Source organism: Intrasporangium sp., assembly GCF_036566125.1.
Taxonomy (GTDB): domain Bacteria; phylum Actinomycetota; class Actinomycetes; order Actinomycetales; family Dermatophilaceae; genus Intrasporangium.
Genome location: NZ_DATCWX010000149.1, coordinates 1 through 20567, shown reverse-complemented (window position 1 = coordinate 20567; position 20567 = coordinate 1). Strand labels below are relative to the sequence as shown.

The 20567-nt window shown below is 68.0% G+C and carries 20 protein-coding genes and 1 pseudogene; 14 read left to right on the top strand and 7 right to left on the bottom strand.

Going from position 1 to position 20567, the window contains the following annotated elements; all coding sequences use genetic code 11:
- Nucleotides 1–217, bottom strand: a pseudogene (locus VIR15_RS08950) (phospholipase D-like domain-containing protein); the annotation flags it as partial.
- A 253-nt stretch (nt 218–470) separates the two neighbouring features.
- Between VIR15_RS08950 and VIR15_RS08945 the strand changes: the two are divergent.
- Nucleotides 471–1694 (top strand): amidohydrolase, encoded by a 1224-nt coding sequence (locus tag VIR15_RS08945; protein WP_331927129.1) that lies wholly within the window; start codon nt 471–473, stop codon nt 1692–1694.
- Nucleotides 1691–3202 carry an MFS transporter gene (locus tag VIR15_RS08940; protein ID WP_331927128.1) on the top strand — a complete coding sequence of 504 codons (1512 nt, stop codon included), beginning with the start codon at nt 1691–1693 and terminating at the stop codon, nt 3200–3202. The genes VIR15_RS08945 and VIR15_RS08940 overlap by 4 nt, the downstream gene beginning before the upstream one ends.
- Before the next feature lie 106 nt (nt 3203–3308).
- Here VIR15_RS08940 and VIR15_RS08935 read toward each other — a convergent pair whose 3' ends face one another.
- Complete coding sequence (locus tag VIR15_RS08935; protein WP_331927127.1) at nt 3309–3959, bottom strand: TetR/AcrR family transcriptional regulator; 651 nt, start codon at nt 3957–3959, stop codon at nt 3309–3311.
- A gap of 90 nt (nt 3960–4049) precedes the next feature.
- Here VIR15_RS08935 and VIR15_RS08930 point away from each other — a divergent pair, with 90 nt between their 5' ends.
- Nucleotides 4050–5150, top strand: coding sequence for an epoxide hydrolase family protein (locus VIR15_RS08930; RefSeq protein ID WP_331927126.1), 1101 nt, complete (start codon nt 4050–4052; stop codon nt 5148–5150).
- Between the two features lie 181 nt (nt 5151–5331).
- On the opposite strand, the gene VIR15_RS08925 is transcribed toward VIR15_RS08930, so the two are convergent.
- Together VIR15_RS08925 and VIR15_RS08920 are read right to left on the bottom strand one after the other, a co-directional pair.
- Nucleotides 5332–5841 (bottom strand): GNAT family N-acetyltransferase, encoded by a 510-nt coding sequence (locus VIR15_RS08925; protein WP_331927125.1) that lies wholly within the window; start codon nt 5839–5841, stop codon nt 5332–5334.
- On the bottom strand, nt 5834–6286 hold the full coding sequence (locus VIR15_RS08920) for a hypothetical protein (protein ID WP_331927124.1): 453 nt from the start codon (nt 6284–6286) through the stop codon (nt 5834–5836). The genes VIR15_RS08925 and VIR15_RS08920 overlap by 8 nt, the downstream gene beginning before the upstream one ends.
- A gap of 129 nt (nt 6287–6415) precedes the next feature.
- On the opposite strand from VIR15_RS08920, the gene VIR15_RS08915 reads away from it, so the two are divergent.
- A complete protein-coding gene (locus tag VIR15_RS08915) occupies nt 6416–7951 on the top strand; it encodes a DUF2252 domain-containing protein (protein WP_331927123.1) in 1536 nt (511 codons plus the stop codon).
- Between the two features lie 79 nt (nt 7952–8030).
- Here the strand turns inward: VIR15_RS08915 and VIR15_RS08910 are convergent, their stop codons facing one another.
- The gene (locus tag VIR15_RS08910; protein WP_331927122.1) at nt 8031–9599 is read right to left on the bottom strand and encodes a histidine kinase; all 1569 of its coding nucleotides are present in this window, start codon (nt 9597–9599) and stop codon (nt 8031–8033) included.
- A 103-nt stretch (nt 9600–9702) separates the two neighbouring features.
- Here VIR15_RS08910 and VIR15_RS08905 point away from each other — a divergent pair, with 103 nt between their 5' ends.
- The 8 genes from VIR15_RS08905 (at nt 9703) to VIR15_RS08870 (ending at nt 15879) form a co-directional block, all read left to right on the top strand.
- Complete coding sequence (locus VIR15_RS08905) at nt 9703–10389, top strand: response regulator (protein WP_331927121.1); 687 nt, start codon at nt 9703–9705, stop codon at nt 10387–10389.
- 84 nt (nt 10390–10473) lie between these two features.
- Nucleotides 10474–10887, top strand: a complete 414-nt coding sequence (locus VIR15_RS08900) for a helix-turn-helix domain-containing protein (RefSeq protein ID WP_331927120.1) — start codon at nt 10474–10476, stop codon at nt 10885–10887.
- 9 nt (nt 10888–10896) lie between these two features.
- A complete protein-coding gene (locus VIR15_RS08895; protein WP_331927119.1) occupies nt 10897–11292 on the top strand; it encodes a putative quinol monooxygenase in 396 nt (131 codons plus the stop codon).
- Nucleotides 11289–11666 carry a putative quinol monooxygenase gene (locus VIR15_RS08890; protein WP_331927118.1) on the top strand — a complete coding sequence of 126 codons (378 nt, stop codon included), beginning with the start codon at nt 11289–11291 and terminating at the stop codon, nt 11664–11666. Before VIR15_RS08895 ends, VIR15_RS08890 begins: the two co-directional genes overlap by 4 nt.
- A gap of 2 nt (nt 11667–11668) precedes the next feature.
- The gene (locus tag VIR15_RS08885) at nt 11669–12484 is read left to right on the top strand and encodes an alpha/beta fold hydrolase (protein ID WP_331927117.1); all 816 of its coding nucleotides are present in this window, start codon (nt 11669–11671) and stop codon (nt 12482–12484) included.
- Nucleotides 12485–12489: 5 nt separating this feature from the next.
- Entirely contained in the window at nt 12490–13266 is a 777-nt protein-coding gene (locus VIR15_RS08880) for a hypothetical protein (RefSeq protein ID WP_331927116.1), read from the top strand.
- Between the two features lie 25 nt (nt 13267–13291).
- Nucleotides 13292–14701 carry a wax ester/triacylglycerol synthase family O-acyltransferase gene (locus tag VIR15_RS08875; RefSeq protein ID WP_331927115.1) on the top strand — a complete coding sequence of 470 codons (1410 nt, stop codon included), beginning with the start codon at nt 13292–13294 and terminating at the stop codon, nt 14699–14701.
- Between the two features lie 176 nt (nt 14702–14877).
- The gene (locus tag VIR15_RS08870; protein WP_331927114.1) at nt 14878–15879 is read left to right on the top strand and encodes a S1C family serine protease; all 1002 of its coding nucleotides are present in this window, start codon (nt 14878–14880) and stop codon (nt 15877–15879) included.
- Nucleotides 15880–15898: 19 nt separating this feature from the next.
- On the opposite strand, the gene glsA is transcribed toward VIR15_RS08870, so the two are convergent.
- Nucleotides 15899–17689: a glutaminase A gene (glsA, locus tag VIR15_RS08865; protein WP_331927113.1), complete on the bottom strand. Its 1791-nt coding sequence runs from the start codon at nt 17687–17689 to the stop codon at nt 15899–15901.
- Nucleotides 17690–17794: 105 nt separating this feature from the next.
- On the opposite strand from glsA, the gene VIR15_RS08860 reads away from it, so the two are divergent.
- The gene (locus VIR15_RS08860; protein WP_331927112.1) at nt 17795–18313 is read left to right on the top strand and encodes a hypothetical protein; all 519 of its coding nucleotides are present in this window, start codon (nt 17795–17797) and stop codon (nt 18311–18313) included.
- Nucleotides 18314–18354: 41 nt separating this feature from the next.
- On the opposite strand, the gene VIR15_RS08855 is transcribed toward VIR15_RS08860, so the two are convergent.
- Nucleotides 18355–19122: a CYTH domain-containing protein gene (locus VIR15_RS08855; protein WP_331927111.1), complete on the bottom strand. Its 768-nt coding sequence runs from the start codon at nt 19120–19122 to the stop codon at nt 18355–18357.
- 304 nt (nt 19123–19426) lie between these two features.
- On the opposite strand from VIR15_RS08855, the gene VIR15_RS08850 reads away from it, so the two are divergent.
- On the top strand, nt 19427–20443 hold the full coding sequence (locus tag VIR15_RS08850; protein ID WP_331927110.1) for an adenylate/guanylate cyclase domain-containing protein: 1017 nt from the start codon (nt 19427–19429) through the stop codon (nt 20441–20443).
- The last annotated feature ends 124 nt before the right edge of the window (nt 20444–20567 follow it).

The window sequence follows — 20567 nt, the reverse complement described above, 5'->3', positions numbered from 1 at the left end:
TCTGCGGCAAGGCGGACGCACCGTCGATGAGGACCTCGAGGCTGTTGCCCGGCCGCACCGGGACGGGGGTCGACCACCACCCCGGCTCGGTTGGCACCGTGAGGGCATCGGTCCAGCCGAGCTCGCCGAGACGCCGGAGGTGGTGGCTGCGCAGCACCGCCTCGAGTCCGTCGCCCAGCTTGGCGTCCAGCCGACCCAGCCGCGATGACAGCTCCATGCCTGCATCGTCGCGCAACGACGTCGCAAACGGGGTCACCGAACGGGCCGAGTGCCGAATGCGGCCATGACGAGCCGGTCACGGGCCCGCCCGCCCACAAGCGTGGTGCAGGACGTGCTGTGGCTGGTCATCAGCCACCTCCTGACCACCTGGCTGGTGGGTCGACCTGTCGATCAGATTCCGCTGTCGCCACCGCTGCGCCAGTCCTACGCTCGTTGTCAGGGCAGTTTCCGCATCCAGGAGATGAGCGCCCATGACTCGTGTCAAGGAAGTCCTGAACCGGATCGACGCCACTCGGGTGTGGCAGGAGCAGCTCTATCGGCAGCTCCACTCCCATCCAGAGCTGAGCTCGGGCGAGGCGCAGACCGCGGCAGAGATCGCCGGCCGTCTCCAAGGCTTCGGCTACGACGTCAAGCACGTCGGCGGCGGCGTCGTGGGGATCCTCGCCAACGGCCAGGGCCAGACGGTCCTCATGCGTGCCGACATCGACGCCCTGCCGGTTACCGAGCTGACCGAGCTGCCCTACGCCTCGAAGGTCACCACCGTCGACGAGTCGGGCGCGACGGTCGGTGTCTCGCACGCCTGCGGTCACGACGTCCACGTCACCTGCCTGCTCGGTGCCGCCGAGCTGCTGTCCGGCGGCCGCGACGCCTGGAGGGGCACATTCGTGGCGTTGTTCCAGCCGGCCGAGGAGACCGCCGCCGGCGCCCGCGCCATGGTGGAGGACGGCCTGACGGACAAGGTGCCCCGTCCGGACGTCGCCTTCGGGCAGCACGTGCTCAGCCACGAGGCCGGAGTCGTCGGCACCCAGGCCGGACCGGTCCTCTCGGCCGGGGACAGCGTCAAGATCACGGTGTTCGGCAAGGGGTCACATGGCTCGATGCCGCACATGAGCGTCGACCCGGTCGTGCTCGCAGCCTCGATCGTGCTCCGCCTCCAGACGATCGTCTCCCGGGAGACCAGGCCGGGGGAGTTCGCCGTTGTGACCGTCGGCAGCAGCGTCGCCGGGACGAAGAGCAACATCATCGCCGACCGGGCTGTCCTGCTCATCAACATCCGGACCTACGACAACGCGATCCGGGAGCGCGTCATCGCCTCCATCGAGCGGATCGTCCGCGGGGAGTGCGAGGCCTCCGGCTCACCGCAGGCGCCGATGTTCGAGTACTGCGACCAGTACCCACTGACCGACAACGACCCGGAGGTCACGGAGCAGGTCACCGCGGCCTTCCGGTCCTACTTCGGCAAAGGGCGAGTCATCGAGCTCGGTCGAGTGACGGCCAGCGAGGACTTCAGCCGGGTGCCGGACGCCTTCGGGACGCCGTACACCTACTGGGGTGTGGGCGGATTCGCGCCGGGGCAGCAGCCCTACCCCAACCACTCCCCGTACTTCGCCCCGACGATCCAGCCAACGCTGGATGCGGGCACCGAGGCCATCGTCGTGGCGACCTTGGCCTACCTCGGGCAGGAGGGGTCGTGACCACCGCAACGCAAGGCACGAGCACCGGGCAGGGATTCAAGGGCAATGACAAACTCCTTGCCGGGATCGTCCTCGGCGTCCTCACCTTCTGGATGTTCGCCGGCACCGTCGGCACCATCGCCCGCAGCATGCTCACGGACATCAATGGCGCCCCGATCGACGAGGTGAGCAACCCACTCGTCAGCCTCGACGAGATGAACCTCACGGTGTCCATCACCGCACTCTTCTCCGGCCTCTTCATCGTCTTCATGGGCGGTCTGGCCGACCGTGTCGGTCGGGTCCGAATCGCCCTCGTCGGCAACGGTCTCGGCATCTTCGGGTCGGTGCTTCTCATCTTGGCCTCCGGTAGCGCCGCACTGCCTCTCCTGCTCGCCGGACGTGCGATCCAGGGCCTGTCGGCCGCGTGCATCATGCCGGCGACCATGGCCCTCGTGAAGGCCTACTGGGACGGCGCCGCCCGTCAGCGGGCCGTGTCGATGTGGTCGATCGGCTCCTGGGGTGGCTCGGGCCTCGCCGCGCTCTTCGGCGGGTTGCTCGCATCCAGCTTCAACTGGCGCGTCATCTTCTACGTCTCGATCGCCGTGTCCGCGGTCTCGATCGCCCTGATCTGGGGCACCCCCGAGAGCCGAGCTGCCCGTGACAGCCACCGTCGCTTCGATGCCGTCGGACTGGCCATCTTCCTGGTCAGCGTGCTCGCCCTCATGATCGTGCTCATCTTCGGGCGTCAGCTCGGCTGGGGCTCCGCCCTCGCGCTCACCCTGGCTGCGGTGGCAATCGTCGGTGGCGTCGTCTTCTACTTCTACGAGCGACGTCAGGCCTCGCCCTTCATCGACTTCGGGCTGTTCAACAACATCACGTTCACCGGCGCCACCATCTCGAACTTCGTGCTCAACGGCACGATCGGCTTGCTCATCGTCAGCCAGCAGATGCTCCAGATTGCGCGGCCGGAGCTGTTCGACCCATGGAAGGCAGGCCTGCTGACGATCGGCTATGCGGTGGCCATCATCGCGTTCATCCGGGTGGGCGAAAAGCTTCTGCGGCGCTTCGGTCCGCGTAAGCCGATGCTCTGGGGTGCCTCGATCGTCGGGCTGTCCTGCATCCTGCTCATGCCGACGAACATCCTCATCGGCCCCTACACGGTGCTGGCCGTGATCGCTTACTCGCTCTTCGGTATCGGTCTCGCGTTCTACGCGACGCCGTCGACCGACGCGGCGCTCGCCAACCTCCCTCCGTCGTCGGCGGGCGCGGGTGCCGGTATCTACAAGATGGCCTCGTCGCTCGGCAGCGCCATAGGAGCGGCGCTGTCCTTGACGATCTTCAGCTCGTTCCTCGGGACCGGTGTCACCATAGTTGGCGAGTTGCTGCACACGCAGGGCATCCAGAGCAACGCCGCCATCCGGCAGGCAGGGCTCATCGCCTTCCTGTTCAACCTCATCCTTGCGCTCATCGCGATCATCTCGATCCTCATGACAATTCCGAAGGGCCGCAAGTACGACGCGGCGGAGTAATCGAGACGGATGCGAGGCTGATCTCGACAGCCATGACGACCAGCTGGGTGCGGCCACGGGCCTGGAGCCTGACTTGGACGCGGGCGACGTGGGCACGGGCCGCGAATCAGTCGGGCGGGATCCAGCGTTCCCCGAGCTCGGCATCCGTCGGGGGTGGTCCGGGCAGCGGTGGCGGACCGCCCCGTGGACGCCGGCCGCGCATCGCCTCGAGCTGGAGAGCGAGGTAACGGCGGCGGAGTACGACAGTGCGCTCGAGGTCACCCACCCGGATGGCGGTCGCCTGCTCGAGGACCATTGCGAGGTCATTGAAGACGAGCCCCGGCCGCAGGGAACCGGCCTCCTCGGCGCGCCGAAACACTTCTGACCCCAAGGCGATTGCGCGTTGGGAGAGCGCACCGAGCTCCGGGGTCGGGGTGAAGGTCCCGGCCAGCCGGACCGTCAGGGCGTGCACGTCCTCGTCGACGATCTCGGTGAGGAAGTCGACCAGCCCCTGCCATGGGTCCGCGGCGCTCGCCAGGGAGCGTTCGGCAGCCGCGATGTAGCGGTCCAGCCCCTCCGCGCACAGGCTCGCGAGCATGGCTTCCTTGTTGGCGTAGCGGCGGTAGAGGGCACTGATGCCGACGCCTGCCTCGCTGGCCACCGCCGCGATGGGTGCCGACGGGTCTCGAAGAAACACGGCGCGGGCGGCGTCGAGGATCAAGGTGTCGTTACGAGCGGCCTGGGCCTTCCGGCCCGGCAGTGCGGCTGCGGCGGTCATAGGGCCATCCTAAGGGTTGTGCGGAACGGATCATTCCGTTACTGTAGAACGGAACGCTCCATTCCGTTCAGATCAAACAGGGAGTAAACCATGAGCAGCACCGAGACCCGATCCCAGATCCAGCCCTTCACGGTCGACGTCCCGCAGGCCGACATCGACGACGTCCTGGACCGGCTGTCCAGGGCCCGCTGGACGGACGAGATCGAGGGGTCCGAGACGTCGTACGGCGTCCCGCTGGCCCGGGTCCGCGAGCTCGCCGACCACTGGCGCACCAGCTTCGACTGGCGCGCCGTGGAGGCCCGGCTCAACGCGTACCCGCAGTTCACGACGACGATCGACGGTCAGAACGTCCACTTCATCCACGCCCGGTCCGGGCGCGAGGGCGGGCTCCCGCTCATCCTCACCCACGGCTGGCCCGGGTCCGTCCTCGAGTACCTCGACATCATCGAGCCCCTGACCGAGGCCGGCTTCGACCTCGTCATCCCGTCCATCCCGGGCTACGGGTTCTCCGGGCCGACGACCGAGTCCGGCTGGGACAACGTCCGGATCGCCCGGGCCTGGGTCGAGCTGATGAGCCGGCTCGGCTACGAGCGCTACGGGGCGATGGGCAACGACGCCGGCTCGATGATCTCTCCAGAGGTCGGGCGGCTCGACCCGGAGCACTGCATCGGGGTCCACGTGACCCAGCTGTTCTCCTTCCCCACCGGGGACCCGACCGAGCTGCAGGACCTGACCGAGGACGAGCGAGCCGCGCTGGACGTCCTCACCTGGTTCTGGGAGAACATGGGCGCCTTCAACGTGCTCCAGTCCCAGGCGCCGCAGACCCTCGCCTTCGGGCTCGCTGACTCGCCGGTTGGCTTGCTGGCGTGGAACTCCCAACTCATGCTCGACCAGGACGACGACTTCATTGTCGGCAATGTCGCGACCTACTGGTTCACCGGCACGGCCGGCTCCTCGATCCGGCTCTACCGCGAGAACCACCTGGCCCAGCACCGGCCGACCGGCCCCACCACCGTGCCCACGGCCCTCTCGTCGTGGGGCAATGACTTCCGCTCGATCCGGCGGTTCGCGGAGCGGGACCACTCCGACATCAGGAGGTGGCGGCTGCGCGACGGCGGCGGCCACTACGCCGCGCACAACGACGCGGCCGTCCTCGTGGGTGACGTCGTGGAATTCTTCACCAGCCTCTGACGACGGGGACCGTGGGCGGAAGGGCTCCCGAGGTGCCATGACCGCGGGAGCCAGCTCAGCGGCATACGGCATCGTCTTGGGCTTGAAGTGGTCAGGAATCGAGAAGCCTCGGCCCCGGGGCCGCTCCTACGGTTGTCGCATGTGCAACCCACTGTGGCGACGTGCCCTCGAGCAGGCAGAGCTAGCCCGCTCGCTCGCGGAGCGGCAGGTACATGACGTGCAGGCCCACCAGCCCGTGCTCGGGGTCGTCGAAGGCCTCGGGCACCGTGCCGATGATGCGGAAGCCGAGACGCTGCCAGAGGCGGACCGCTCCCTCGTTCGTCTCCACCACGGCGTTGAACTGGATGGCGTGGTAGCCGGCATCGCGTGCCCAGTCGACGACGTGTTCTCCCAAGGCGAGGCCGATGCCCTCACCCTGGCGGTCCGGGTCGACCATGAATGACGCCGTCGCGATGTGCGAGCCGCGGCCCGGCCGGTTGGGTCCCATCTTCGCCGAGCCGACGATGACGCCGTCGATGGTGGCGACCACCGTGCGTCCCGGTGCCCGCTCGAGCCAATAGGTCCGCGCCTCGTCCGTCGTCTCACCCGGCGGGAGCGCGTAGGTGCGGCCCTCATCCGCGATGCGCTTGTAGAAGGTGTAGATGTGCGGCCAGTCGGCTTCGGTCGCCTCACGGATCTCCACGTCAGCCATCCAGGGCGAAGTCCTGAAGCGTCACCTTCGCGCAGCGCTCGGGGAGAAGAGCCTGCACCTCGGGGAACACCGTTGTTCCGCTCGTCCCACCTGAGATGTCATCTCCGATGCGCAACGATCGACCCCCCGAGCGAATGACGATGTCGGCGCCCTCGCCTTCGACGTATGTGTCGGACGGCCAGAGCAGCATCACGTGATGGCTGCCAGCTTCGGGGAGCCCTTGCCGCAGGCCGACGCACGCGTCAGTGATCAGCACCAGGGTGCCGTCGAGGCCAACGCCGACTAAGGGCGTGTCAGCGGGGGGCGCCAGCCAACCGTGCCCTCGGATGGCCAGGAACGCCGACCCGGCGTCGACCACGCGAGGCGCCTGGGGTCTGGCGAGCCAGAGACCGATCGCCGCGGCGACCAAGATGATCAGCTCGAGGACAGCGATTCGCCTCTTCATGCCGCCATTCTGCCCAGCGGGATCAAAAGTTCTCGGTCCTGTATTGGTTCGGCGCTAGTAGATTTGGGTTCATGCCGACCCGGGTCGGGGTGTTGACCGGCCGGCACGCTCATCGAGAAGGAGCGACTCATGGTGGACATGACAACCAGATCCTCCGGAACCATGCCACCAGCGCCCGAGCGCGCCGCAGGCGATCTCGCCGACGTCGATGCGAAACCGCTAGGACGCCAGTCCGCCGAAGAACGCGCCGCCCGTGGCAAGGCGGCGCGGGCGAGCACACCGTTGGAGGCACACGCCGAGTTCCGCCGAGCCGATGACGTCGACCCCGTCGAGCTGCTCCTCGGCCAGGCCGAGACACGCCTGCCGGAGCTGGTGCCGATCCGGCACGGCCGGATGCTGGTGTCTCCGTTCACCTTCTACCGCGGCGCGGCTCTGATCATGGCGGCCGACCTCGCGGGGACGCCGTCCTCTGCCCTCGGCACCCAGCTGTGTGGGGACGCCCACCTGTCCAACTTCGGTGGCTACGCATCTCCGGAGCGGCGTCTGGTCTTCGACATCAATGACTTCGACGAGACGTATCCGGGGCCGTTCGAGTGGGACGTCAAGCGTTTGGCCGCCAGCTTCGCGGTGGCGGGACGAGACAACGGGTTCACGACCAAGGAGTGCCGCAAGGCGACCGTGACCGCCGTCGAGACCTACCGGACCGCGATCCGCACCTTCGCCACCCAGCCCATCCTCACCGTCTGGTACGCGCACCTCGACATCGAGGAAACCATCACCCGGTTCGAGGCGGCGTTGACCGAGCGGGAACGCAAGGAGCGCAGGATGGCCCTGAAGGGCACCCGGAAGGCGCTCGCCAAGGCGCGCACCCGCGACAGCCTGCAGGCGCTGGACAAGCTGACCACCATCGTCGACGGCCGGCGGCGGATCATCAGCGACCCACCGCTGATCACCCGCTTGGACGACATGACCGGCCTGGACACCGACGACGTGCTGCAGAGGCTCACCATCATGATCGCCGACTACCGCGACACCCTGGCAGTGGACCGGCGCCGCCTGCTCGACCACTACGCGCTCGTCGACATCGCCCACAAGGTGGTCGGAGTCGGCAGCGTCGGCACGCGCGCCTGGGTGCTGCTCCTCCTCGGTGGCGCGGAAGGGGAAGTGCTCCTTTTGCAGGCCAAGGAAGCACAACGCTCTGTCCTCGCTGGCTACTCTCCGACCATCACCTCCGGAGGCTCCGGGGACGAAACACCCGACCCGACCCGCGACGTGTACGAAGGGGAGCGGGTGGTCACCGGCCAGCGGCTCATGCAGGCCAGCAGCGACATCTTCCTTGGTTGGCTGCGCACCACACCGCTCGGTGGCGGCAAGGCGGACTACTACCTGCGGCAGCTGCGGGACTGGAAGGTCTCCGCAGAGATCGAGCACCTGACGCCGACCAGCATGGAAACCTACGCTCGCCTGTGCGGGTGGACTCTGGCCCGCGCCCACGCCCGGGCGGGGGACCGGATCGCCATCGGGGCCTACCTCGGCAAGTCGGACCGGTTCGACCAGGCCGTCGCTGACTTCGCCGAGACCTACGCCGACCAGAACGAGCGTGACCACGCCACGCTGGCCGCGGCCGTCAAAGCGGGGAAAGTCCAAGCGCAGTTCGGGGTGTGATGGGGTCAGTCTGCACACCTCGATACAGACAAAGGTGACGTATGCCGCTGAGCCGGCTCAGCGGCATACGGCTGAGTTCTCAGGTGTTGCCTTCACCGGCCACCGGCAGGCTGACGGTCACCGTGCACCCCGCGCCGGGCGAGGACTCGATGAGCAAGGTGGCGCCGATCGCACTCGCTCGTTCCGCCATCGTCGACTGGCCGAGGTGACCCGGGTGCGGCCGCACCGGATCGAAGCCGACTCCGTCGTCGGAGATGGTGACGGAGAGCTGGTCGTCGGCGTTCCTCACCTCGACCTCGATCCGAGTGGGCTCGGCGTGCTTCACCGCATTGTTGAGGGCCTCCAGGGTCAGCCGGTAGAGGTGCTCCTCGACGTTCGGGTCGAGTCCCGGCCGTGCCGGCGGGCCGATGACGCGAATCGACACTCCCTCGCGGGCGGTGAGCGCCGCTGCCTGGCGAGTCAGCGCGGTCAGGAGGCCCTCTTCGGCCAGGGCCTGTGGGCGTAGCTCGAAGATGAGTGCGCGCATCTCGGCGAGCGCCCCCTGCGTCAGCTCGGCGAGCCGCCGAACCGTCGTCGCCGCCGGCGCATCCCGGTCCAGGCCGGCAGAGGCCAGCTGCCGTTCGGCGGTTCGCGCGTGCAGGGTCATCGAGAAGAGCGCCTGGCTCACGCTGTCGTGCAGTTCCCGCGCCAGCCGCTGTCGCTCGAGGCTCGCTGCATCCTGCTCGGACCGCGCGTACAGCTCGGCATTGGCGATCGCAACGGCAGCTTGGTCGGCGAGGGTGGTGAGGAACGCGCGTTCCTCTTCGTCATGCTCGCGCCCGGCGCGGTGGTAGTACTGCATGACGCCGAGGTAGCGCCCGTGCGAGTCGAGAGGTACGACGACGATGTCGTCCCACGTCGCCTCCTTGAGGTAGCGGTGAAGCGGCTCGTACAAGGGGTTCGCCAGACCCCTTGCCCGCGCGCCGGTCGCGATGAGCAGCTCCTGTCGTTCCAGGGCATCGCGGGTCGGGGTCTTCTCGCCGCGGCGCCACCAGTCGGCCAGAGCAGTGGCGTACTCCGGTGACAGTCCCGTCGCCTCGAAGAGCGTCAACTCGTGGGTGACGGCATCGACGATGATGATGGCGCAGGCCTCGGCCCGGGCTGTTTGTGCGGCGATCCTGGCCAGCGACCGGAGCGTGACGCCGATCGGCTGGTCCACGGTCATGCTCTCGGCGACCAGCGCGAACGCCTCGATCCGCTCCTGCAGAAGTCTGTAGGCGTTGACCCGGTCGGTCGCGTCCGTGACGAGGTTGACGAAGCCGACGATCTCTTGGTCGGCGAAGATGGGGGCGAGCACGATGTCCCAGTAGGTGACCAGGCCAGGGGCCTCCAACCTGCTGCCGATCTGGCTCACCACCTCGCCGGCGAGCGCGCGCTCGATCAGGCGGTTCTGTGCCTCGTCGTTGCCCGGGATCAGCTCGTAGAGCGTCTTGCCGGGTGCGACGTACTCGGCGGGAACGCCGAGGTAGTGCACGAAGAACTCCGCCCAGGTGCTGTTGCAGCGCTGCAGCCGGGTGTCCCGGTCGCAGACGGCGATCCCCATCGGCACACGGCCGAAGATGATGTCCAGGAGCTGCTCGTCGCGCGGAGCATCGGTCGGCGGGGCCATGCGTTCTCCTTGGCAACGCTGGTTTGCGCGTATCTGACTAGTGCATCACCGGAGCGGCGATAATGGACCACGGGGCTCGCCGAGCACTGCGGGAGCGATGGAGATGACGGCGCCGCCTGGCAACGACCTGACCCGCGTCTTCCTCGTCGACGACCACGCGGTGGTCCGCGCTGGCCTCGTGGCCTATCTGGACACCGAGCCCGGCATGGTCGTGGTCGGCGAGGCAAGCGACGGCGGCGATGCGATCAACCGGATCGCCGTCCTCGCCAACACCCAAGCACTGCCTGACGTGGTGCTGATGGACCTGCTGATGCCAGGCATGGACGGCATCGCCGCGACCGTGGAGATCAAGAGTCGCTGGCCGGTCGTGGAGGTCATCGCCGTCACCAGCTTCCTCGACGAGGACAAGATCCGTGCTGCACTGGACGCCGGGGCCACCGGTTATCTGCTCAAGGATGCGGATGCCTCGGAGGTCGCGGACGCGATCCGTGCGGCCGTGGCCGGCGAGATGGCCATCGACCCGGCCGCCGCGAAGACCCTGTTGGCGGCGCTGCGCTCGCCGAAGCCGGGGGCCGACGACCTCACTCCACGGGAGCGGGAGGTCATCGTCCTCATCGCGGGAGGTGCGACGAACCGGCAGATCGGGACACACCTGGGCGTCGCCGAGCGCACGGCTCGCACGCATGTCTCCAACATCCTGACCAAGCTCGGGCTCGCGAGCCGGACGCAAGCCGCGATGTGGGCCGTGCACCACGGCCTGGTCCCGGACAAGCCCACCTCGGCGCAATGACGTAGACGGCTGCGGCCACAGCGCACCGCTCTCGCCGGCTGCTCGACCGATGTGACGCAGCTGCGTCGGCGCGACAGTCGAGTCATGCCGCAACCAGTCACCGAACAGGTCCTCGTCATCGACGCCGACGCCCGGGTCCGCGCAGCGCTCGTGGCGCTGATCGATGCAACGCCCGGGCTGCAGGTCGCGGCGGCGATCGGGTCGACCGCCGACGCCGTCGCCATCGGCCGCGGCGTCGGCGCCACCGTGGTGGTCGTCGACGTCGACGGTGGCGGGGCCGATGGCGATGTGGTTGCGATTCGTGAGCTGGCCGAGCACCTGACCGTGATTGCGGTCAGCAACGACACAGCCGGCGCCATCCGCGCGTATGAGGCGGGGGCGGTTGCCGTGTGCGACAAGAACGGCGACCCCGACGTACTCACCGCGGCCGCCAAGGCGGCTCGGGTCGCCTCCCGTCGGTGCGCCAACGCGGCTCATCGCAACCCCACAACACCTTGAGGAGAAGTCATGTCGCACTTGGAGCTACGCGCCCAGATGACGGTACGCCCTGGCCAGCTGGAGGGATTCACAGCGCAAGCGGCCGAACTCATGAGGCTGACCCGGGAACTGGACACCCACACGCTGCGCTACGACTGGTTCATCAGCGAGGACCGAACGCGATGCGAGGTCCACGAGGCGTACGAGAGCGAGCAAGGGCTGTTCGAGCACAACGAGCACATCATGGCGGCTCGGGCGACGCTGTTCCGGGACTTCGCCGATGGCCACCACATGACCGCCTACGGCACCGTCTCGCAACGCCTCGTCGATCTGTCAGAGGTGCACGCCGGCGGCCTGGAAGTTCAGGCCTTCCTGTTCGGCCTCCAGCCTGCCCCGACCGCACCAGGACTCGAGGAGGAGTCATGAGCAAACTGGAACTGCACGCACAGCTGAAGATCCGCCCCGGCCAGCTCGAGACCTTCAAGGCGCAAGCCGCCGAGATCGTCCGGGTGGCGCGGGAAAAGGACACGCAGACCATGCGCTTCGACTGGTTCATCAGCGAGGACGGCACACACTGCGAGGTCCACGAGACCTACGTGAGCGACGCCGCGTTCTTCGAGCACACCCAGCACATCATGGAGGCCCGGGCCGCGCTGTTCAGGGACTCCGTTGACGGCCATCACGTGACGGCCTACGGCGACGTGCCCCAGCGGCTCATCGACATGGCCAACGCCCACGCCAGCGGACTCGAGACCTACTCGTTCCTCCAGGGCTTGGGACCGCGCTCGGAGCGGGGCTGACCATGAGCTCCATCGCTGTTGGGGAAGCCGATCTCTACTACGAGGGGCGGGGCGATGGCCTGCCGATCCTGCTGATCCCACCGTCCGGTGCCACCGCTTCCACGTGGGGCGCGCTCGCCGATGAGCTGGCTGGCGTCGGACGCGTGATCGCGTACGACCGGCGCGGGTACAGCCGTTCGGGCGGTGGCCCGGTCCGCTCGGTCGCGATCCACACCCGCGACGCCGCGGCCCTCCTGGACGCGTTGGGAGCAGCGCGTGCCGTGGTGGTCGGGACGAGCGCCGGGGCGACGATCGCGCTGGACCTGGCGGTCCGTCGACCCGACCTCGTCCGGGCCGTCGTGTCGCACGAGGCGCCGTGGCGCGCGCTGCTTCATCCAGACCCCTCAGGTCTGGCCATGCTCGCCAGGATGCAGTGGCTGGCCCTGCGCGGTCACTACGACCAAGCCACCGAGGTGCTGCTTCGCTACGTCTACGCCTACCGCGACGGCGGGAGCGCATGGGACACCTTCCCTGACGAGTGGCGGCAGGTTGCGAGGGAGAACGGCAGGTCGGTCGTGGCTGACCTCCGGTCCACGCTGCGCAGCTATCCCAGTCGAAGTGCCCTGGCCCGGCTCGCGCGCCCGGTGGTGTGCACCTACGGCGCCCGGAGCCCGGGCTACATGCGGACCGTCACCCGCGCGCTTGCGGACGCCATCCCGACAGCGACGGTGCGCCAGATCGACGGCGCCGCCCACGCTGTGCCCTTCGATGCTCCGGGCATCTTCGCGCGGGTCATCGCGGACGCGGCCGCCTCATCCGAGATCGCAAGAAAGGTGTGAGATCAATGAACGACAGACCAATCTCCCCACTCGTGGCACCTGCGGGTGACACGACACAGCAGGACACGCTGCCACCGGTTCCCACGCGACCAGTTCAGCCCTCCGGGTGGACTGCCCGCAGCGTCACCTCGCTCGTCGTCGGGTGCCTGCTCGCCTTTATCGCCCTGCCGCTGTTGGGTGCGGGCGGAACGGCTCTGTGGGCCCACTGGACCCAGCGGGATGCCGGCATGGTGACGAGCGACACCGAGGCGTTCTCCACGGCGGGATCGGCGCTGGCGACCGTCCCAACGCACCTCGGAACGTCCGGAACCGGGTGGCTCTACGCCCCGGCCGTGCTGGGCCCGGTTCGGATGCGCGTCACCCCGGTCAACCCCGGGTCCGACCTGTTCGTGGGCGTCGGCCCTTCCGCTGAGGTCGATCGCTATCTCGCCACCGCGGGCCACACCGTCATCTCTGACTTCTGGACGAACACGACGTACACCATCGACGGCGGAACGGCCCTGACCGCTCCAGCAGCGCAGACCTTCTGGGTCGCCTCCTCCACCGGCGTCGGCCCCCGGACGATGGTGTGGGAGCCCACTGACGGCTCATGGACCGTGGTCGTGATGAACGCCGACGGCCGATCCGGGATCGACGTCACGGCGGACCTCGCCGCGCGAATCCCCGCTCTGCCGTGGATCGCCATCGGCCTGCTCGTGGTGGGTGGTCTCTTCGCGACCGGCGGGATCCTCCTGATCTCCACCACGGTTCGCAGGCGTTCAACGCCACCGTCCACCGTATGACGACACGACGAGAGGAGGAGGAGCCATGCACCAGGCCAACGGAGAGCCGATGCTCGAGCGGGTGACCGCCTCGGACCTGTTCCTGCTCCTGTGGGACGACTATGGCTGGTCCAGCGACATCGGCGCGTTTGCGATCCTCGACGGCACCGGCCTCTACGACTCCGACGGTCACGTGCGCATCGAGGACGTACGTCGGTACGTCGAGCCGAGACTGCACCTCGTCCCGCGCTTCCGGCAGCTCCTCCACCGGCCTCGGCTTGGTCTGGGCTGGCCCCTGTGGGTGGACGCCGCCTCCTTCGATGTGGCCGACCACGTCCGCGTGCATCCGGTTGCCCCACCCGGTGACGAGGGCCGGCTTCTGGAAGCATGCCAGGACCTGTCTCGGCGACGGCTCGATCCAACGCGCCCCTTGTGGGAGCTGTGGCTGCTGCCCGGCCTGTCGGAGGGCCGGGTGGGGGCACTCCTGAGGCTGCACCATGTCATGGCCGACGGCACCGCGGCGCTGGCGGCGTTCGCGACTCTGCTGGACTCGACCGCGGAACCGACTGAGCTGGCTGCCTCGCGGTGGGCGCCTACGCCGATGCCCTCCACCGGTGACCTGTTGCGCGACAACCTGCGCCGACGTCGGCGAGAGCTGGCACGCGGGTTCGCTGGGATTGCCCATCCCGGTAGCACGCTGCGCAGGGCACGGGAGGCCTGGCCGGCCTGGCAGGAAGTCCTCACCGAGCGGCCAGCCCCACCAACCAGTCTCAACCAGCCGGTCGGCACGGACCGCGTCATGACTGTGGTTCGTCGTCGCCTCGACGTCACGAAACAGATCGCCCGCGCCCACGATGCCAAGGTCAACGATGTGGTGCTGGCAGCCGTCGGCGGCGGTCTTCGAGAACTGCTGGCCAGCCGTGGCGAGAACATCGATGGGTTGGTGCAACGAGCCATGGTGACCATCTCCGATGCCTCGTTGCGCCAGACGATGTCCGAGCAGGCCCAGGGCAACAAGCCCGGATGGATGATGGTGCCACTGCCCATTGGCGAGGCTGACCCGGTACGGCGGCTCCGGCTGATCGCGGCCGAGACCTCGGCCCGAAAGCACAAGGCCCGGCCCGAGGCGGGCACCGGGATCTTCCGGTTCGTCGCCGGCCAGCGCCTCTGGTACCGCAGGTTTCCCCAACAACATTCGGTGAACCTGGTCGTCTCCAACGTCCCGGGACCGCCGGTGCCGCTCTACCTGGCCGGTGCGCGGCTACTGGAGACGTTCCCGTCGATGCCGACGATGGGCAACCTGACCCTCGTCGTCGCCGCCCTGTCCTACGCCGGACAGCTCAACTTCACCGCGGCGGCCGACCGGGACACGTGCCCCGACGTCGACGTGTTCGCGCACGGCGTTGTCGACACGCTCGACGACCTTGCCACCTCAGTGCCCCGCGCTGCCTCTTGAGCGAGGTTTGGCTGATTCATAGTCCGTATGCCGCTGGGCTCGGTCCCGGACGAATGGCTGAGTCCGGGGCGTGGCCCGACGCCTGCCGACACCTCCGTGGCCTGCTGCAAGGGGTATAGCCTGACAACCGAGGCCGCGACCATCAGGCCCGCCAGAAGTCGAGAGAAGCTCCGTCAATGAGCACTCCTTCCCAGCAGCCGTCGCGGGAATCCGCCCATCGGTGGTGGGGCGCCGTAACACTGTCGACCATCGTTCTCGCCGGTCTCGTGGGCGGCCTCATCGGTGGGGTGGTCGTCGGGCTCGTGGGGCGGTGGACCGGGTGGTGGATGCCCACCGAGACCGCGGGCGCAGCATGCGCCGTGGATCGCGTTGCGGCGGATGCACTCCCATCGGTGGTCACGATCGGCGTGGTGGGATCTGGCGGTGCCGGCTCCGGATCCGGTGTCGTGTATCGGCTCCCGTCCAGCGAGTCGGTGATCATCACGAATGCCCAGGTTGTCACGCCGCCAGGCAGTGGGTCTGCCGGGGATGGTGCTGCCGCCACGACGATTCGGCTCCAGTACGCCGATGGCCACTCCGACTCGGGGCGCATCCTCGGCATGGACCAAGTGACCGACCTCGCCGTTGTCACGACGGCCACGCCCTACCCCACAGCACCGCCGATCAGGGTGGGCGACTCGGGGAGCCTTCGAGTGGGGAATCCGGTGGTCGCACTTGGCGCCCCATTGGGCCTGACCTCGACGGTGACGAGCGGGATCGCCAGTGCCACCGGCCGCTACGTCCGCGTGCCAACCGAGGCAGGTGCAGCACATCTGCTCGGCGCGATCCAGACGGATGCGGCCATCAACCCCGGCAACAGTGCCTTGGTGACTCAGCTGGCCGAGAACGGGCGGGTAGCGCACACCACCCTCGGCATGCAGGTCCAAGCCGTGCCGGCGGCGATGCAGGCCTCAGCTGGCGGCCCTGTCATTGTCCAGGCGGTGACTGGCGGTGGGCCGGCTGACCAGGCTGGTGTGCAGCGTGGGGACGTCCTTGTCGACGTCGATGGCCAGCAGGTGCACAATTCCGACGACCTCGTCCGGGTCGAGCTCGGATTGACCGCGGGGGAGGAGGTGCCGGTCACGGTCAGCCGGAACGGCAGTCAACGCTCGGTGACGCTGGAGGCTGCGGTCTCCTGACCACGCAGGAGCGGCGGCATCAGCGTGACATGGCGACGTTCTCGGCCGCAGACCAGCGGTACTCGGCTGCAACTGCTGCAGCCGCGTTGCGATACAGGGTGGCCGCCAGGCTCGAGTGGTCACGTTGGATCTTGTCCAGGGCCCCACCCGTGAGCGCCATGATCGTGGCGGGTATCTGCGCAACGAGCCGCGGAACACCGGTGGTGGGCTCGATTGCGGTGGACGAGACCGCCGTGCCCGCCGCCCGTGACGTGATCTGGTCCTCAACGGCTGCCTCGGCATCGATAGCAGACTGCATGCCGATGATTCCCCGGGTGACGAACAGCAGGGCGAACTCACCGCCGGCATCTCCGGCTGGGACCGGTTCACCCTGGTCAAGGTCGAGAGTCACACAGAGCGCGTCGAGCTGGGTCAGGTCGTCGGCGGACATCCCGGCGCAGAGGTCGTTCGCCTTGAGGGGGACCGGTTCATCGGGGTCGGGCAGTCCAGCCTCGTCCACCAGCATGTCCTCGCAGGACTCCACGGCGCGCGAGGTGCTGGTGAAGATGTTGCTCCCGGTCGTCAGGCTCGTGGGCCATGGCCCCGAGAGCAGCACCGTCACGCCGCGCCCGGCGAGCTGTCCAATGGTCGCGCGCAGCAGGCGTTCCGCCACTGGCTCGACATGGTCGACCCTGGCGGCGTCGAGGACCACCCACCGGCTGGTCTGTTCCTCCATGAGCCGGGTCAGTAGCTCTGCCTCCTTGAACGCGATGTGACCCTGGAGCTCGAGGACGACGATCGCATCAGCCGCGGACAGCACCGCCCGTTCGCGTGCCGGCCGTCCGCGTCGCGACCGCACCTGACTGCCGTGCAGGCGGCGGTGAACGACCGGCGCGGCAGGGCCCCGGGGGCGCATGACATGCAGGCCCAACTGATGGGACAGGGCTTCGCATGCTGCCACGCCCCGGACGCTGTTCCCCTGGTGGTCCAGACGCGGGCTGAAGGTGCCGATGCCCAGCTCTCCCGGCAGCACCACGGTGATGCCGCCGCCAACCCCGCTCTTGGCCGGCATCCCGGTGCGGAACATCCACTCCCCGGAGAAGTCGTACAAGCCACACGTCAGCATGACGGACAACACGTACATGACGACCTCCGGCTGGACCACCTGTTGGCCGGTGATCGGGTTACGGCCGGCGTTGGCCAGCGTGGCCCCCATGACGGCAAGGTCCCGCGCCGTGACCAGGGTGGCGCACTGTCGGCAGTAGACCTGCAGGGCGTCCTCGACGTCGACCTGGAGGGCTCCCATCGAGCGCATCAGGTAGGCGAGGGCGCGGTTGCGGTCCGCGGTCTCCAGCTCCGAGCGAAGCACACTCTCGTCGACGTCCAGTTCGCGCCCGGCGAAGGCCGACAGGCCGGAAACGATGCGCTCCGATCCTTGTTCGGGGTCCGCGCAGGCCACCAGCGCGGAGGTGACGATGGCGCCAGCGTTGACCATCGGGTTCAGTGGCCGGCCGGTGCCCTCCTCAAGGGTGACCGCGTTGAACGGGTCCCCGGTGGGTTCCACGCCCACCGCGGCCAGCAGCGCCTCCAGGCCGCGGTCCTCGATGGCCAGTGCCATCGCGAACGGCTTGGACACCGACTGGATCGTGAAGGGGTGATCCGCGTCCCCAGCCGCGTACACGACTCCATCGAGCGTCGAGATGGCGATACCGAACAGGTTCGGATCGACCCGGGCCAGTTCCGGGATGTACTGGGCCACGTCGCCGTCGGTCTGGGTGACGACCTTGCTGTGCAGGCGAGTCAGGACGTCGCTGACCGGACCACCGGACATCTTGTACCTCCACCACAGCCAGACCAGTCGGGAGCGAACCCTATGGCACGGTCGAAGGACCGTCTTTCAGGCTAACGGAGATGGCTCCCGCGTTAGTCTCTAACGATGGAAGCGCCCCGGCTTGGCGGGCATGAACGCACCGTGCCATGGCACATGGACACGGAGCTGCGCAAGGACGCCCTGAGCATGGCGCTCTATGTCGCCCTGGGTCTGCTCGGCGCGCTCTCGCTGTTCGACCGGAGCCTCAGTGGCACCGATGTCCGGATCGTCGAGACGATCTGGGGCATCACTGTCGGTCTCGTGCTGGCCCACGTCTTTGCCTTCGTCGTGGCCGCGCACGTCGCCGGTCAGGGATCCCTTCGCCGGCACGACGGTGAGGCAGCCGTGGCACACCTCCTGGGTGGCATCGCGGTCGCGATCGTCGCCACGTTGGCGGCGCTGGTGGTACGGGACGAGACGGCGCTGAGGGCCGTGCGCCTGGTGCTGGCTGCGTTCATCGGGACGGTCGGCTACCTCGTGCGGCGCAGCAACGGTGCCTCCAAGAAGGGTGCCTTGCTCTTCGGCTTCATCACCGTGGTGGTCGCGCTGATCATCGCCAACATCAAGGTGAACCTGTCCCACTGACCTCGACCGTCACCTCAGGCGGGCCCCGCGACCTCCCCGGTTCAGCCGGCCTTCAGTTCGGCAGCGAAGAACTCCAGCGCGGTCTTGGTCTTCGTCTGTTGCTCGCCGGACAACGAGATTCCCTTGGAGCTGAGGAAGGCGCGCGCTGCCACCGCGGTCTTGATGTCCTCGGCCGGGGTGGTCTTGGTCGAGAGCTCGACCACTCGTGACCCGTCGGGGTAGATCCACAGCTCGACAACGAGGGGGCGACCGAACTCCTGGGGCTTCAGCTTGAGCTTCAGCACGAGGATCGGGCCGAGTACCGACAACTCATCGAGGGTGAGCCCGTTGGGGGCGTGGGCGGTGAAGAACGCCCGCTGCTCCTTCGAGAAGAGCTTCCGCAGCGGCTGATCACCGTTGACCGACCGGAGGACGGCGCTCGGGGCAAGCGTGTTCTTCATCGCTCCGGAGCAGACGTAGCCACCGGGCATCGCATCGACCTCGATCGTGAAATGCGGTGAGCTTCGGATTGACGGCTCCACGTCCGACGGAACGAGCGGCCGCAGCTTGACCGTCGAGTCGTTGTCGCGCCCCTGGATGCGCCTGGCCCGGACGACCACTCCGGCTCCGTTCAGGGACAGGTCAGGTGTGTCCAAGAAGTACACCTGACGAATCTGTGCCTCAAGGGGGTCGATCGCCAGGGCCTTTGCCGCCGATCTGTATTCGCTTGCAGGAACGGTCAGTTTCAACTCGACGCTGTCGGACTGCTGGGTCAGCTCCAGCATGCGCATCAGTTGGTCGGGTAGGAGCAAGGTCGGGGTCGTGGTCATCGAGAGTCCTTTCACAGGCGACCACTGAGGCAGTGCGATCTTCCATTCTCACGCGTGAGCGCCGGTCGCGCGGCACTTACGACAAGAAAGCCGCGCTCCTGAAGGCCCTCGATACGCTGGGGTGGTGACGTCGTATCCGCGCGAGGACGCGGCAGTGCGCGCCGGGGTGGAGCCGCCCTATGTCGACCGTCTGGTCGATCTCGGCATCATCGTTCCTGCTGAGCCGGGTCGCTTTTCGCCCGGTGACGTACGCCGAGTCCTGATGGCGAAGTCGCTCGAGGACGCTGCGATCCCCCTCGACCACGTGGCAGCAGCGCTGCGGAGCGGTTCTCTGTCACTCGACTTCCTCGACACACCGGCGTATGAGCGGTTCGCCACGCTTGCAGGTGAGACGTTCCAGCAGGCCAGTGTTCGCACCGGCATCCCCCTCGAGCTGTTGACGGCCGTCAGGGAGGCGATCGGGTCTCCTCAACCGTCACGTGACGACCTGCTGCGCGAAGACGAGATGGCCTTGGTGCCCTTCCTTGAGCTGCAGGTCTCCGGCGGCTTTCGTCAGAGCTCCATCGAGCACCTGCTCCGCGTCTACGGGGAGAGCACCCGGCGGATCGCGGAGGCCGAGGGTGCCTGGTGGAACTCCCAAGTGGTCGAGCCGGCGCTCATCGCCGGCCAGAGCGCGGAAGCGATGGCCAACGCCGAATTCGCGGCTCTGAGCACACCGCTTGCAGAGCAGGCCGTCCTCGGGCTGTATCACGCGCAGCAGGCGCGGGCCTGGACCGCCAACTTGATCGAAGCCTTCGAGACGTTGATGGCGAACGCGGGAATCCATAGCCGGCTCGAGCGACCACCGGCCATCTGTTTCCTCGACATCACTGGCTACACCAGGCTGACCCAGGAACATGGTGATGAGGCCGCAGCCGATCTGGCTGCGACGTTGGCTCGGTTGGTGCAGCGCGGGTCCGTGCGCCACGGCGGCAAGCCCATCAAGTGGCTGGGCGACGGGGTCATGTTCTACTTCCGAGATCCCGGTCCCGGAGTGCGCGCCGCGCTCGAGATGGTGGGCGATCTGGCGGGTGCCGGGCTGCCACCCGCCCATGTGGGGCTGCACTCCGGGCCAGTGCTCTTTCAGCAGGGTGACTATTTCGGCCAGACCGTGAATGTCAGCGCCCGTATCGCAGACTACGCGCGGCCCGGCGAGGTCCTGGTCAGTCAGGCCGTTGCAGACGCGTCGCACGAGGACGGGATCATGTTCCGGGACATCGGCCCGGTGGAACTCAAAGGGGTCTCCGCACTGACTCACCTGCTGCGGGCCGACCTGGCCTGAAGCGAGACCTGTTCGTCCCGAACTCATGGCCCTCGCGGGCATCGTCGACATCGGCGCCGAAGTGATCGCCTTGGCCGCGGCCTGCGCACACGCTGAGATGTCGCTAGATGCCTGGAACACGCAC